The organism is Pseudomonas sp. A1230 (assembly GCF_044218825.1).
Lineage (GTDB): Bacteria > Pseudomonadota > Gammaproteobacteria > Pseudomonadales > Pseudomonadaceae > Aquipseudomonas > Aquipseudomonas iridis.
Window position 1 is genome coordinate 5,228,687 of the sequence record NZ_CP162582.1, and the last position, 12,569, is coordinate 5,241,255.

Here is a 12,569-nt window from a genome sequence, read left to right on the forward strand (position 1 = left end):
AAATGCGCGCCCGGCTAACCGCTGATCCTTTTCTAACGCGCCCCACAAGGTTCGCTACGTGATCGAGTTTCAAAACGTCCACAAGACTTACCGCGTCGCCGGTAAGGACATCCCCGCCCTGCACCCGACCAGTCTCTCGATTGAGAACGGTCAGGTCTTCGGTCTGATCGGCCATTCCGGCGCGGGAAAAAGTACCCTGCTGCGTCTGATCAATCGCCTGGAAGAATCCAGTGGCGGCAAGATCTTCGTCGACGGCGAAGAAGTCACCGCGCTGGACGCCAACGGCCTGCGCCGTTTCCGCCAGCAAGTCGGGATGATCTTCCAGCACTTCAACCTGCTCGCGTCCAAGACTGTCGCCGACAACGTTGCGTTGCCGCTGACCTTGGCCGGTGAGTTGTCGAGCAGCGAAATCGACAAACGTGTGGCCGAGTTGCTGGCGCGGGTCGGTCTTTCCGACCACGCCAGGAAGTACCCGGCGCAGTTGTCCGGTGGCCAGAAGCAGCGTGTCGGCATCGCCCGCGCTTTGGCGACCAAGCCGAAGATTCTGCTGTGCGACGAAGCCACCAGCGCTCTCGACCCGCAGACCACGGCCTCGGTCCTGCAACTGCTGGCCGAGATCAATCGCGAGCTGAAACTGACCATCGTACTGATCACCCACGAGATGGACGTCATCCGCCGTGTGTGCGATCAGGTCGGTGTGATGGATGCCGGCGTGATCGTCGAGCAAGGTTCGGTAGCCGATGTGTTCCTGCATCCGCAGCACCCGACCACCAAGCGTTTCGTGCAGGAAAGCGAGCAGATCGACGAAAGCGAACAGCGCGATGACTTCGCTCACGTGCCGGGCCGTATCGTGCGTCTGACTTTCCAGGGCGAAGCGACCTACGCGCCATTGCTCGGTACCGTCGCCCGCGAGACCGGTGTCGACTACAGCATCCTGGCCGGTCGTATCGATCGCATCAAAGACGTTCCGTACGGGCAATTGACCCTCGCCGTCACCGGTGGCGACATGGAAGCGGCGTTCGCTCGCTTCACCGCCGCTGACGTTCACATGGAGGTCCTGCGTTAATGGAAGCCTTTATGAGCTTTTTCGCCAATATCGACTGGTACGAAATCTGGCTGGCCACCGGCGACACGATGCTGATGCTCGGCGGTTCGCTGCTGTTCACCGTGCTGCTCGGTCTGCCGCTGGGTGTGCTGCTGTTTTTGTGCAGCCCGCGTCAGTTGCTGGAAAACCGCGGTGTCTACGCGTTCATGTCGCTGGCGGTGAACATCCTGCGCTCCCTGCCGTTCATCATTCTGCTGATCGTGATGATCCCGTTCACCGTGCTGATCACCGGCACCTCGCTGGGCGTGGCCGGTGCGATTCCGCCGCTGGTGGTGGGTGCAACGCCGTTCTTCGCGCGTCTGGTGGAAACTGCGCTGCGTGAAGTCGATCGCGGCATCATCGAGGCGACCCAGTCGATGGGCGCGACCACTCGGCAGATCATCGTCAACGCGTTGTTGCCAGAGGCCCGTCCGGGCATCTTCGCAGCGATTACCGTGACAGCGATTACACTGGTTTCCTACACGGCAATGGCCGGTGTGGTGGGTGCCGGTGGCCTGGGCGACCTGGCGATCCGTTTCGGCTACCAGCGTTTCCAGACTGACGTGATGATCGTCACCGTGGTGTTGCTGCTGATCCTGGTGCAAGTGTTGCAAATGGTGGGCGACCGACTGGTCGTGCATTTCTCGCGCAAATAACCGGTTTTTGTAATCAAGAGATGAGCCGGCCATTCGCTGGCAGGCGCCAGACGGGCGCCTCATAAGGAGTTAGCTGAATGAAAAAACTGATCGCTGCTTTCGCTGCCGTTGCGGCATTCTCGGCCCACGCCGAAACCCTGACCGTTGCCGCCAGCCCGGTGCCGCACGCTGAAATCCTCGAGTTCGTGAAGCCTGCACTGGCCAAAGAAGGCGTGGATCTGAAGGTCAAGGTCTTCACCGACTACATTCAGCCGAACGTACAGGTTGCCGAAAAGCGTCTGGACGCCAACTTCTTCCAGCACCAGCCGTACCTTGATGAGTTCAACAAGGCCAAGGGCACCAGCCTGGTTGCCGTGACCGGCGTACACCTGGAACCACTGGGCGCGTACTCGAGCAAGATCAAGAAGATCGAAGAATTGCCAGGCGGCGCCAACGTGGTCATCCCGAACGACGCCACCAACGGCGGCCGTGCGCTGTTGCTGCTGGCCAAGGCTGGCGTGATCACCTTGAAGGACCCGACCAACATCCTGTCGACCATCAAAGACATCGCGCAAAACCCGAAAGACCTGAAGTTCCGCGAACTGGAAGCCGCGACCATCCCGCGTGTGCTGACTCAGGTCGATCTGGCGCTGATCAACACCAACTACGCGCTGGAAGCCAAGCTCGATCCGTCCAAGGACGCGCTGGTGATTGAGGGTAATGACTCGCCTTACGTGAACATTCTCGTGTCCCGTGCGGACAACAAGGACAGCGACGCGATGAAGAAACTGGCCGCGGCCCTGCACAGTCCGGAGGTGAAGCAATTCATTACCGAGAAGTACAAGGGTGCGGTGTTGCCGGCGTTCTGATTCAGATTGCTGCAACGAAAAGGGGACGCCATGTGCGTCCCCTTTTTTGTGCCCGAAAACACAGTCCCTTGTGGGAGCGAGCCTGCTCGCGAAAGCGGTGTGTCAGGCAATGTAGATGTTGACTCTGCCGACCTCTTCGCGAGCAGGCTCGCTCCCACAGGGGGCAGTGGCGTGTTATTTGCGGTTAAGCATCACCGGCAACTGCGCCACCAGTTTGGCGTTGTTCAGCGGCGCCCGAATAAACCCGCGCTGCGTGCCGTCCGGCCCGATTACCGCCAGATTGCCGCTGTGATCCACCGTGTAATTGGGCTTGCTGGTGTCCGCTGGAATAAACGGAATACTCACCGCGTTGGCGACTTTCTGCAGTTCTTCGATCGAGGTCGGTGTCAGGCCGACGAATTGCGGATCGAAATAGCCCAGATACTGCTTCAACTGCTTCGGGTTATCACGGTTGGGGTCGACGCTGACCAGCACGATCTGCAACTTGTCCACAGCGTCCTTCGGCAGTTCACTTTTGATCTGGCGCAGTTGCGCGAGGGTGGTCGGGCAGATGTCCGGGCAGAAGGTGTAGCCGAAAAACAGCAGACTCCACTTGCCCTTGAGCTCATTGATCGCGACCGGTTTGCCGTCCTGGTCCGTCATCGTCACGTCCGGCAGATTGCGGCTCTGCGGCAGCAGGATGATGCCGGCGTCGATCAACGCGGTCGGGTCGCCCTGGCCCTTGCCGCTCAGCACTTTGTTGACGGTAAGGCCGAGGATCAACGCGACCACGGCGACGAGGATGAAAACGGTTTTCTGGGTTCGAGTCATAGGTTCAACAGTAAGTAGTGGTCTACGAGCAGGGCGATGAACAACAGGAACAAGTAATAAATAGAGTACTTGAAGGTGTTGATCGCCGCGTGCGGCCGAGTGCCACGGTACAGCACCACGGCCCATTGCAGAAACCTCGCGCCCAGGGCGAGGGCGCAAACGAGGTAGAGCATGCCGCTCATGTGGATCACATACGGCAGCAGGCTCACGGCCAGCAGCGCAAAGGTGTACAGCAGAATGTGCACTTTGGTGTAGTGCTCGCCGTGGGTGACCGGCAGCATCGGGATGTCGGCCTTGGCGTATTCCTCTTTGCGATGAATCGCCAGCGCCCAGAAGTGCGGCGGGGTCCAGGCGAAGATGATCAGCACCAGCAGCAACGGTTCGGCGCTGACATGGCCAGTGGCGGCGGTCCAGCCGAGCAGCGGCGGCGCGGCGCCGGCCAGACCACCGATGACGATGTTCTGCGGCGTCGCGCGTTTGAGGAAACCGGTGTAAACCACCGCGTAACCAAGCAACGAAGCGAGCGTCAGCCACGCCGTCAGCGGATTGGTGAAGGTCAGCAACAACGCCTGCCCCAGCAGCGCCAATACCAGCGCAAACGTCAGCGCGGCGGCAGGTGACACCCGGCCCTCGGCCAACGGCCGTTTGTGGGTGCGCGCCATCAGCGCGTCGATGCGTCGATCCACCACATGATTGACCGCCGCCGCGCCGCCGGCACACAGCGCAATCCCCAGGTTGCCGAACACCAGCACCGTCCACGGCACCCCGGCGCGGGTCGCGAGAAACATGCCGACCAGCGAGGTGATGAGCATCAGCACCACCACTTTCGGTTTGGTCAGCTCCAGATAATCGCGCCACAACGCCTGCGCGGGACGTTCGCCAATCAGAATCGCCACGGCGTTTCTCCTTTTATTGTGATGGGCGCCGCCGAGTGTTTACGCGGGCTCAAGCGCCACCGCGCGATCAGCGGCTGCTTGACCCGAACCAGGCTGGTGCGCGCGTGATAATTGACCAGCACCATCGACAACAACAGTGCTGCGCCGCCCGCGTTGTGGGCGACGGCGATTGGCAGCGGCAGATGGAACACCACGTTGCTGATGCCGAGGGTGATTTGCGCGGCGAGGGCGATGAGCACCAGGCCGGCCAGTCGGGTCATGCCAACCACTTTCAGTTGCCAGGCCAGACCGAGCAGCACCAGCGTTACCAGCAGCGCGCCGATGCGATGGGTCAGATGAATCGCCGTGCGTGCGTCGCTGTCGAGTTGTCCGCCCAGATAATTCGGGCCGATATGTTGGGTCAGATGAAAGCCATTGGCGAAATCAGCGGTTGGCAGCCATTCGCCATGGCACGTCGGGAAGTCGATGCAGGCCACCGCCGCGTAGTTGGAACTGACCCAGCCACCGAGGGCGATCTGGCCGATCACCAGCAACAGTCCGGCCGTCGCCCAGTACTGCAAACGCTTTGGCACGGTCAGCGCCGGCAGCACACCGGACAATCTCAGGGTCAGCAAAAACAACAGACTCAACGTCGCGAAACCACCGAGCAAATGCCCGGTGACCACTTGTGGCCAGAGCTTGAGCGTCACTGTCCACATGCCGAACGCGGCTTGTGCGATGACCACCGCCAGCAAGAACAGTGGCAGTTTCAATGGCAGGCCCGGATGACGCCGATTGACCCACGCGCGGCCGGCCAGCACTGAGATGATCAGGCCGAGGGCGCCAGCGAAGTAGCGGTGGATCATCTCGTTCCAGCCCTTGTGTGCTTCGACCGGCGCCTCGGGGTAATGCAGTTCGGCATGGGCCAGTTGGGCTTCGCTTTTCGGCACGCTGATAAATCCGTAGCAACCCGGCCAGTCCGGGCAACCGAGGCCGGCGTGGGTCAGGCGTGTGTAGGCGCCGAGCAGCACCACAATCAGTGCCAGCAGGGTGGCAAACAGCGCGAGGCGAAATCCAGGTTTGGCCATGACGATGCCCTTATCCGATGTTCGACAGTTTCAGCAGATGGCGTAGGTCGTTGAGCAGATCCTTACCCTTTACGTTCGGGCCGTAGCGCAGCACGAGGTTGCCGTGCGGATCGATGATCCACAGCTGCGGCGTCGCGTTGTCCCCTGTTGTCTTGCTGAACGTCGCAGCATCCAGCGGATAGCGTTGCAGCTGCGGATATTCGCGGGTCAGTTTGGCGTCGTAGTCGCTGCTCAACGGCTGCGCGGCGGCGAGGGCATGGGTGGCGCGCCCGGCCTCACGACCGAGGCCGATCTGGATCTGCCGCGCCAGATACACCAACTGCTGGCAATCCACCGAGCAGTCCTTGGGCGCGGTCACCAGCATCTGCCAGCGTTGTTCATCGGCTTGCACGCCGAGGTCGGTGCGGGTCTGGCCGTTGCCGAGCAGTTCACCGTGATAGCTGCGACCTTCCGGCACCCAGAACTGCAATTTGTACATGCCGGTGGCGAGAAGCATCGGGCCGACTACACCGAGCACGATCAGCAACAGTTGCATGCGTCCGCGTCGGCGACTGACCGGGACTTTGGCTTCAGACATGCTGGGTGGATTCATGGCCGTTCCCATGGTGTTTCTCCTTGGCGTTGTGCCAGCCGAGATAGAGGTAGAGACCGAGCAGTGCAATGCTCATGGCGAACCACTGCACGGCGTAACCGAGGTGTTTTTCCGGGCCCATCGCGACCACCGGCCAATCGGCTTGATAGCTGGCCGGGCCGGGTTCGGCGCGTAATTCATAGGCGTAGCCGTCGCGTTCGAGGGTTTTCCACAGCTTGGCCGGCTCGACGGCGGTGATGGTTTGCGGCCAGGTCTGGCTGACCGGGTCGGCGTGCAACTGGAAAGTCGCGCCGGGGGCGATATAAACCCAGGCGTCGATATTCAGCGATTCGGTTGGCGTGCTGAATTGCGGCGGTACGCGGCGATCCGGCCACGGCAGCCAGCCGCGATTGACCAGCAGCCACAGACCGCTGCGCTGATCCTGAAACGGTTGCAGTACTTCGACGCCGACTTTGCCGTCACGCTGGCGGTTATCGAGTAACAGGCTGTGGGCACCATCGAACTGGCCCTGCAGATGCACGCGGCGATAGGCCGGGTCGGCGCTGGTCAGTAGTTCGCTGCTGGCCATCGGCTCTGCGGCGCGGCGTTCCGTGTAAGTGGTGAGCAGGGCGGTTTTCTCCGCGCCACGGCTCAGTTGCCAGAAACCCAGTGACACCAGCAGCGGCAGCAACAACGCCACCACCACGGTCGGAATCACACCCGGGCGAAAGCGCTTCATGCTTGCGCCACAAAGTCAGTCGTCGCGATCGCTATACTCAACTGCATCGCCTGTCCCCCGGAGTCTTCCCATGCTCAAAACAGCTATCGTCCTGATGCTGATTGCCACGGTGATCAGCCTGTTCAGCGGCCTGTTTTTCCTGGTCAAGGACGACAGCAGCTCGAATCGACTGGTCATCGCCTTGAGTGTTCGGGTGGCATTGGCCGCTGGAACCGTCGGCCTGATTGCCTGGGGTTTCTACAGCGGCCAACTGGTGTCCCACGTGCGGTGGTAGCTGCAAGCGGTAAGCTGCAAGCTGCAAGTTAGAAGCCTTACCGCTTTGAGCTTGAAGCTTGAAGCTTGAAGCTGTTGTTGTGGCTTGTAGCTGTTGTTAAAGCACATAAACGAAGATGAACAAGCCGATCCACACCACGTCGACGAAGTGCCAATACCAGCTCGCCGCTTCAAAGCCGAACTGATGCTCGTTGTCGAAGTGGCCCTTCATGATCCGCATCAGCATCACAAACAGAATGATCGTGCCGATGGTCACGTGGGCGCCGTGGAAACCGGTGAGCATGAAGAACGTCGCGCCGTAGATGCCCGAACCCAGGGTCAGGCCCAGCTCCTTATAAGCGTGAATGTATTCTTCGGCCTGGAAGCCAAGGAACGCACAGCCCAGCAGCACGGTGATCGCCAGCCAGATTTTCAGCGCGCCGCGATGGCCTTTCTTCAGCGCATGGTGGGCGATGGTGATGGTCACGCTTGAGCTGACCAGCAGAATCGTGTTGATCAGCGGCAAGCCCCACGGACTGATGACGTCCTTGGCCGGCGGGAACAGTTTCGGGTCCGGCGTGTTCAGCAGCGGCCAGGTGAACTGAAAGTTTGGCCAAAGCATGTGCGCGACCCCTTTGGGGCCTTCACCTCCGAGTGCCGGGCCGGAAATGTGCCGCACGTAGAACAGCGCACCGAAGAAAGCGACGAAGAACATCACTTCGGAGAAGATGAACCAACTCATGCCCCAGCGGAACGAGCGGTCCAGCTGCGCGCTGTATAGCCCCGCGCGGCTTTCCTTGATCACCGTGCCGAACCAGCCGAACAGCATGTACGCCACCAGCAGGCCACCGACGAAAAAGATCAGCGGGCCATGGGATTCCGGGCGCGCTGCCTTCAGATCGTTGAACCAGACGGCCAGACCGTACACGGTGACCAACATCCCGATCGTGGCGATGATCGGCCACTTGCTCTGGGCCGGAACGTAATAGTGCTCATGAGTTGCCATTTATTGTTCTCCTTATCGGGCACGCTAACCGCCAGTGTTTACAGCCACCGGTGGATGTCGGGCGGTGATATCGAACAGCGTGTAGGACAGCGTCAGGTGCTTCACTTCCTTGGGCATGTCGCGGTCAACAATGAAACGCACCGGCATTTCGATCTGTTGCCCGGGCTGCAGCACCTGCTGGGTAAAGCAAAAGCATTCGGTCTTGTGGAAATATGCGGCGGCATTACTCGGCGCGATGCTCGGTACGGCTTGCGCACTCATCGGTTTGTCGGTGGGGTTGCGGGCGATGAAGATCATCTCGTTGACTGCGCCGGGGTTGGCCGTGAGTTCATCGTGCTTGGGATAGAAATCCCATGGCATGTCGGCAGTGTTGGTCGACAGAAACTGCACGCGCACCTGGCGCGAGGTATCAACCACCTGCTCACCCTCGTACTGGCCGCCGGTCTTGCCGTTGATGCCGAAGGCTTTGCACATCACGTCGTAGATCGGCACCAGGGCAAAACCGAAAATGAACATCGCGACCACCACACCGAGCAGGCGGGTGACCAGTTTTTTCAGCGAGATCGAGTCAGCCATGATTTTCAGCCTCCACATGAATCCTTGTGGGAGCTGGCTTGCCAGCGATGGCTGCCTGCCTGACACACTGCGCTGGCCCCATCGCTGGCAAGTCGAATCGTCGCACCGCAGCTCCCACAGGGTTTGTCACAGGGCTGGAGGTGTTCATTTCACTTCCGGCGGCGTAGTGAAGGTGTGATACGGCGCCGGCGACGGCACGCTCCACTCCAGGCCTTCGGCGCCATCCCACGGTTTGGCCGGTGCCGGTTCGCCGCCACGGATGGTCTTGATGACGATGAACAGGAAGAAGATCTGCGTGGCGCCGAACATGAACGCGCCGATCGAGGAGACCATGTTGAAGTCGGCGAATTGCAGGTTGTAGTCCGGAATCCGCCGCGGCATTCCCGCCAGTCCCACGAAGTGCATCGGGAAGAAGGCCATGTTCATCCCGATGAATGACAACCAGAAATGCAGCTTGCCGAGGGTTTCGTCGTACATGTGCCCGGTCCATTTCGGCAGCCAGTAATAGGCCGAGGCGAAGATCCCGAAGATCGCCCCCGGCACCAGCACGTAGTGGAAATGCGCAACCACGAAGTAGGTGTCCTGATACTGGAAGTCCGCCGGGGCGATGGCCAGCATCAGCCCGGAGAACCCGCCAATGGAGAACAGGATGACGAACGCCACGGCGAACAGCATCGGCGTTTCGAAGGTCAGCGAGCCTTGCCACATGGTGCTCGCCCAGTTGAACACCTTGACCCCGGTGGGCACGGCGATCAGTAGTGTGGCGTACATGAAAAACAGCTCGCCCACCAACGGAATACCGACCACAAACATGTGGTGCGCCCAGACAATGAACGACAGGAACGCGATGCTCGCCGTGGCGTAGACCATCGAGGTGTAGCCGAACAGCGGTTTGCGCGAGAACGTCGGGATGATCGAGCTGACGGCGCCGAACGCCGGCAGGATCATGATGTACACCTCGGGGTGGCCGAAGAACCAGAACACATGCTGGAACAACACCGGGTCACCGCCACCGGCAGCACTGAAGAAACTGGTGCCGAAGTGGATGTCCATCAGCATCATCGTCACGCACCCGGCCAGCACCGGCATCACCGCGATCAGCAGAAACGCGGTGATCAGCCAGGTCCAGACGAACAGCGGCATTTTCATCAACGTCATGCCGGGGGCGCGCAGGTTGAGGATGGTCGCGACCACGTTGATCGCGCCCATGATCGAGCTGATCCCCATCAGGTGAATGGCAAAGATGAAGAACGTCACGCTTTCAGGTGCGTAAGTCGTTGATAACGGCGCGTAGAACGTCCAGCCGAAGTTCGGCCCGCCACCGGGGCTGAACAGGGTCGAGACTAGCAGCAGGAACGCCGCCGGCAGCAGCCAGAAGCTGAAGTTGTTCATGCGCGGCAGGGCCATGTCCGGCGCGCCGATCATCAACGGGATCATCCAGTTGGCGAGGCCGACGAACGCCGGCATCACCGCACCGAACACCATCACCAAACCGTGCATGGTGGTCATCTGGTTGAAGAACGCCGGTTCGACGATCTGTAAACCGGGCTGGAACAGCTCGGCGCGGATCACCATGGCGAACGAGCCGCCGAGCAGGAACATGCAGAACGCAAACCACAGGTACAGCGTGCCGATGTCCTTGTGGTTGGTGGTCAGCACCCAGCGCATCAGGCCTTTGGCCGGGCCGTGGGCGTGGTCGGCGTGACCGTGGTCATCGATGACAGCGCTCATGGCCGGTCTCCTTCAAGCGAGTGGACGGGGCGGGCCGGGGCGCGGAGCCCCGACCGATTCACGAAGTACGCAATAGACCGGCTCATTTGCTTTCCGCCTGTTTCAGCTCCAGCACTTCTTTTGGCGTCACCATGTCGCCCTTGTTGTTGCCCCACGCGTTACGTTCGTAGGTCACAACGGCGGCGATATCGACTTCCGACAGCTGCTTGCCGAACGCCGCCATGGCGGTGCCGGGTTTGCCGTGGAAGACGATGCTCAGGTGATCCTTGATCGGGCCGGTGGCGATTTTCGAGCCCTTGAGCGCCGGGAACATCGGCGGCAGGCCCTGGCCTTCGGCCTGGTGACAGGCGACGCAAGTGGTGTGATAGACCTTGTCGCCGCGCTCCTTGAGCTCATCGAGGGTCCATTCCTTGCTGGTCAGTTCTTTGAGCTGCGCAGCCTCGGCTTTGCGCTCGGCGAGCCAGGTTTCGTAGTCGGCCTTATCCTTGACCTCGACCACGATCGGCATGAAGCCGTGATCCTTGCCGCACAGTTCGGCGCACTGGCCACGGTAAATGCCCGGTTTGTCGACGCGGGTCCAGGCTTCGTTGACGAACCCCGGAATCGCATCGCGCTTGACCGCAAACGCCGGCACCCACCAGGAATGGATCACGTCAGCGGAGGTCACGAGGAAGCGCACCTTGGCGCCGGTCGGCAGCACCAGCGGCTTGTCGACCTCAAGCAGGTAATGCTCGCCCTTGGCTTCCTTGTTCTGGATCTGCTCGGCGGGAGTGGCCAGGTTGCTGAAGAACTCGACGTCCTGGCCCAGGTATTTGTAATGCCACTTCCACTGATAACCGGTGATCTGGATATCGATATCCGGCTCACTGCTGTCGTACATCTTGATCAGGGTGGCGGTCGCCGGCACGGCCATCGCTACCAGAATCAGCAGCGGTACGACGGTCCAGAGAATTTCGACGGTGGTGCTTTCGTGGAATTTTGCGGCGACCTGCCCGGTAGAACGGCGGTGCACCATCATCGACCAGAACATGGCGCCGAAGACGATGACCCCGATCACCACACAGATCCAGAAAATGGTCATGTGCAGGTCGAATACTGCGTGACTGATTTCAGTCGCTCCAGGCGCCATATTCACAGTCCAGGCCGCATTGGCCGGGCTGAAAATCGACCACAACAGGAGGCCCATCCAGACGTGTGGATGTCGCATCATTGCGGGTTCCCCTTATCGTTCTTGTTATCCCGGAGGCTTTCGCCTGCGGCAAGGGAGCGGCTGCATCAGACTACGAACTTGAATCGCCGAGCCTTGCTGCGGGTGCAGTCGGGCGTCATCAGCTAACTCCATTCACTGGCGAGTATAGACAGCGACTGAGAATTGCAATGTTTGCTCGTAAATGATCTGAAACAGCGAGCACTTGCGTTCAAGGGCAGGAATGGAGAAGGATGCAGACGAGTGGTGGCAAACAGATATAACGCGGGCGCATCAAGGATGAAATAATTATGACAAATGCGTCTTAGCATTTTTCGTAAGCCAGCTAACTTATGTCTTCCCTATTTCACTGCCTTGTTCCCTGGAGTTTTCATGAACACCGCCGCATTGCGCGAGCAGATCCAAAAAGCCCAACAGCACGAGAAAGAAACCGGCCTGCTGACCCGTCAGCTGGAAAGCAAGCTGCCTCATTTACACCCGGCGATCCAATTGCCGGAAGCCGACGCCAATGGTGTGCTGACGCGTTTTGTCGCCGCCTACATCGATGAAGTACCGGACCTGCTGGATGCAGCCAATGAAGTCGCCAGGGAAGCGGGAATTGAATCGCAGATCAAACCGGTGCTCAGAATCGCCGAGCAGTACTTCCTCCAGCCGCCAGCCATCATGGCCGGGCACGTTGGCCTGGACAGCCTGCTGGACGAAGCCTATCTGGCGCACCGTTTTGTCGAAGAGGTCAATGACCTGTACATCAAGCATTTCGGCCAGCCCTTGATCCCCTTGGACATGACGGTCGCCAACTTGATTGCTCACCAGTTGATCGGTGAGGAATTTGCCAACCAACTGGACGAAGCGGTACATCACGCCATCGACGAGATGCTCAACGACGAAAGTTTTGCGCTGGAATCAGTCGAGATCTACCGCGAAAAACTCAGCAGCCCTGAGACCGGTGCGGCGTGGAAACGCTGGCCTTGCATGAGCCGCCGATTGGGTGTGGGGTTGGAGCTGGATCAGCCTGCTGCGTAACCCTTAGCTACACCCAGATACCTGTGGGAGCTGGCTTGCCAGCGATAGCGGTGGATCAGTCAACACTTTCAGTGATTGACGGACCGCTATCGCTGGCAAGCCA

General features: G+C 60.1%; 14 protein-coding genes. 5 read left to right on the plus strand and 9 right to left on the minus strand.

The features are described 5' to 3' along the window. Positions 1-58: 58 nt before the first annotated feature. The 3 genes from AB4P97_RS24485 to AB4P97_RS24495 all read left to right on the plus strand — a co-directional run bounded on the left by AB4P97_RS24485 (position 59) and on the right by AB4P97_RS24495 (position 2,588). Positions 59-1,066, plus strand: a complete 1,008-nt coding sequence (locus AB4P97_RS24485) for a methionine ABC transporter ATP-binding protein (RefSeq protein ID WP_042556963.1) — start codon at positions 59-61, stop codon at positions 1,064-1,066. Beyond that, entirely contained in the window at positions 1,066-1,740 is a 675-nt protein-coding gene (locus AB4P97_RS24490) for a methionine ABC transporter permease (RefSeq protein WP_042556964.1), read from the plus strand. Before AB4P97_RS24485 ends, AB4P97_RS24490 begins: the two co-directional genes overlap by 1 nt. A gap of 77 nt (positions 1,741-1,817) precedes the next feature. Next, on the plus strand, positions 1,818-2,588 hold the full coding sequence (locus tag AB4P97_RS24495) for a MetQ/NlpA family ABC transporter substrate-binding protein (protein WP_042556965.1): 771 nt from the start codon (positions 1,818-1,820) through the stop codon (positions 2,586-2,588). A gap of 174 nt (positions 2,589-2,762) precedes the next feature. Here AB4P97_RS24495 and AB4P97_RS24500 read toward each other — a convergent pair whose 3' ends face one another. Genes AB4P97_RS24500 through AB4P97_RS24520 form a run of 5 tightly spaced genes read right to left on the minus strand, consistent with a single transcriptional unit; the run spans position 2,763 to position 6,671 of the window. Further along, positions 2,763-3,398, minus strand: coding sequence for an SCO family protein (locus tag AB4P97_RS24500; RefSeq protein ID WP_115147883.1), 636 nt, complete (start codon positions 3,396-3,398; stop codon positions 2,763-2,765). Beyond that, entirely contained in the window at positions 3,395-4,294 is a 900-nt protein-coding gene (cyoE, locus tag AB4P97_RS24505; protein WP_047299204.1) for a heme o synthase, read from the minus strand. Before cyoE ends, AB4P97_RS24500 begins: the two co-directional genes overlap by 4 nt. Then, the gene (locus tag AB4P97_RS24510) at positions 4,282-5,361 is read right to left on the minus strand and encodes a heme A synthase (protein WP_395601722.1); all 1,080 of its coding nucleotides are present in this window, start codon (positions 5,359-5,361) and stop codon (positions 4,282-4,284) included. Before AB4P97_RS24510 ends, cyoE begins: the two co-directional genes overlap by 13 nt. Positions 5,362-5,371: 10 nt before the next feature. Then, positions 5,372-5,965 carry a hypothetical protein gene (locus AB4P97_RS24515; RefSeq protein WP_395601723.1) on the minus strand — a complete coding sequence of 198 codons (594 nt, stop codon included), beginning with the start codon at positions 5,963-5,965 and terminating at the stop codon, positions 5,372-5,374. Continuing rightward, complete coding sequence (locus tag AB4P97_RS24520) at positions 5,931-6,671, minus strand: SURF1 family protein (RefSeq protein ID WP_047299207.1); 741 nt, start codon at positions 6,669-6,671, stop codon at positions 5,931-5,933. The genes AB4P97_RS24515 and AB4P97_RS24520 overlap by 35 nt, the downstream gene beginning before the upstream one ends. Before the next feature lie 70 nt (positions 6,672-6,741). Between AB4P97_RS24520 and AB4P97_RS24525 the strand changes: the two genes are divergently transcribed. Further along, on the plus strand, positions 6,742-6,945 hold the full coding sequence (locus tag AB4P97_RS24525; protein ID WP_115147881.1) for a twin transmembrane helix small protein: 204 nt from the start codon (positions 6,742-6,744) through the stop codon (positions 6,943-6,945). Positions 6,946-7,041: 96 nt separating this feature from the next. Here AB4P97_RS24525 and AB4P97_RS24530 read toward each other — a convergent pair whose 3' ends face one another. From AB4P97_RS24530 to coxB, 4 genes are all read right to left on the minus strand, one after another. After that, entirely contained in the window at positions 7,042-7,929 is an 888-nt protein-coding gene (locus AB4P97_RS24530) for a cytochrome c oxidase subunit 3 (protein WP_042556972.1), read from the minus strand. A gap of 24 nt (positions 7,930-7,953) precedes the next feature. Further along, positions 7,954-8,505 carry a cytochrome c oxidase assembly protein gene (locus AB4P97_RS24535; protein WP_042556973.1) on the minus strand — a complete coding sequence of 184 codons (552 nt, stop codon included), beginning with the start codon at positions 8,503-8,505 and terminating at the stop codon, positions 7,954-7,956. A 144-nt stretch (positions 8,506-8,649) separates the two neighbouring features. After that, positions 8,650-10,236 carry a cytochrome c oxidase subunit I gene (gene ctaD, locus AB4P97_RS24540; protein WP_042556974.1) on the minus strand — a complete coding sequence of 529 codons (1,587 nt, stop codon included), beginning with the start codon at positions 10,234-10,236 and terminating at the stop codon, positions 8,650-8,652. Between the two features lie 82 nt (positions 10,237-10,318). After that, the gene (gene coxB / locus AB4P97_RS24545) at positions 10,319-11,446 is read right to left on the minus strand and encodes a cytochrome c oxidase subunit II (RefSeq protein ID WP_395597813.1); all 1,128 of its coding nucleotides are present in this window, start codon (positions 11,444-11,446) and stop codon (positions 10,319-10,321) included. Between the two features lie 369 nt (positions 11,447-11,815). Here coxB and AB4P97_RS24550 point away from each other — a divergent pair, with 369 nt between their 5' ends. Continuing rightward, on the plus strand, positions 11,816-12,466 hold the full coding sequence (locus AB4P97_RS24550; protein ID WP_042556976.1) for a hypothetical protein: 651 nt from the start codon (positions 11,816-11,818) through the stop codon (positions 12,464-12,466). Positions 12,467-12,569 lie beyond the last annotated feature (103 nt).

Bases quoted from the DNA above. Each gene is read 5' to 3' on its own strand.
- ctaD (WP_042556974.1), bottom strand. From the start codon at position 10,236: ATGAGCGCTGTCATCGATGACCACGGTCACGCCGACCACGCCCACGGC.
- AB4P97_RS24530 (WP_042556972.1), bottom strand. From the start codon at position 7,929: ATGGCAACTCATGAGCACTATTACGTTCCGGCCCAGAGCAAGTGGCCG.
- coxB (WP_395597813.1), bottom strand. From the start codon at position 11,446: ATGATGCGACATCCACACGTCTGGATGGGCCTCCTGTTGTGGTCGATT.
- AB4P97_RS24495 (WP_042556965.1), top strand. From the start codon at position 1,818: ATGAAAAAACTGATCGCTGCTTTCGCTGCCGTTGCGGCATTCTCGGCC.
- AB4P97_RS24550 (WP_042556976.1), top strand. From the start codon at position 11,816: ATGAACACCGCCGCATTGCGCGAGCAGATCCAAAAAGCCCAACAGCAC.
- AB4P97_RS24510 (WP_395601722.1), bottom strand. From the start codon at position 5,361: ATGGCCAAACCTGGATTTCGCCTCGCGCTGTTTGCCACCCTGCTGGCA.
- AB4P97_RS24535 (WP_042556973.1), bottom strand. From the start codon at position 8,505: ATGGCTGACTCGATCTCGCTGAAAAAACTGGTCACCCGCCTGCTCGGT.
- AB4P97_RS24500 (WP_115147883.1), bottom strand. From the start codon at position 3,398: ATGACTCGAACCCAGAAAACCGTTTTCATCCTCGTCGCCGTGGTCGCG.
- AB4P97_RS24515 (WP_395601723.1), bottom strand. From the start codon at position 5,965: ATGGGAACGGCCATGAATCCACCCAGCATGTCTGAAGCCAAAGTCCCG.
- AB4P97_RS24490 (WP_042556964.1), top strand. From the start codon at position 1,066: ATGGAAGCCTTTATGAGCTTTTTCGCCAATATCGACTGGTACGAAATC.
- AB4P97_RS24525 (WP_115147881.1), top strand. From the start codon at position 6,742: ATGCTCAAAACAGCTATCGTCCTGATGCTGATTGCCACGGTGATCAGC.
- AB4P97_RS24520 (WP_047299207.1), bottom strand. From the start codon at position 6,671: ATGAAGCGCTTTCGCCCGGGTGTGATTCCGACCGTGGTGGTGGCGTTG.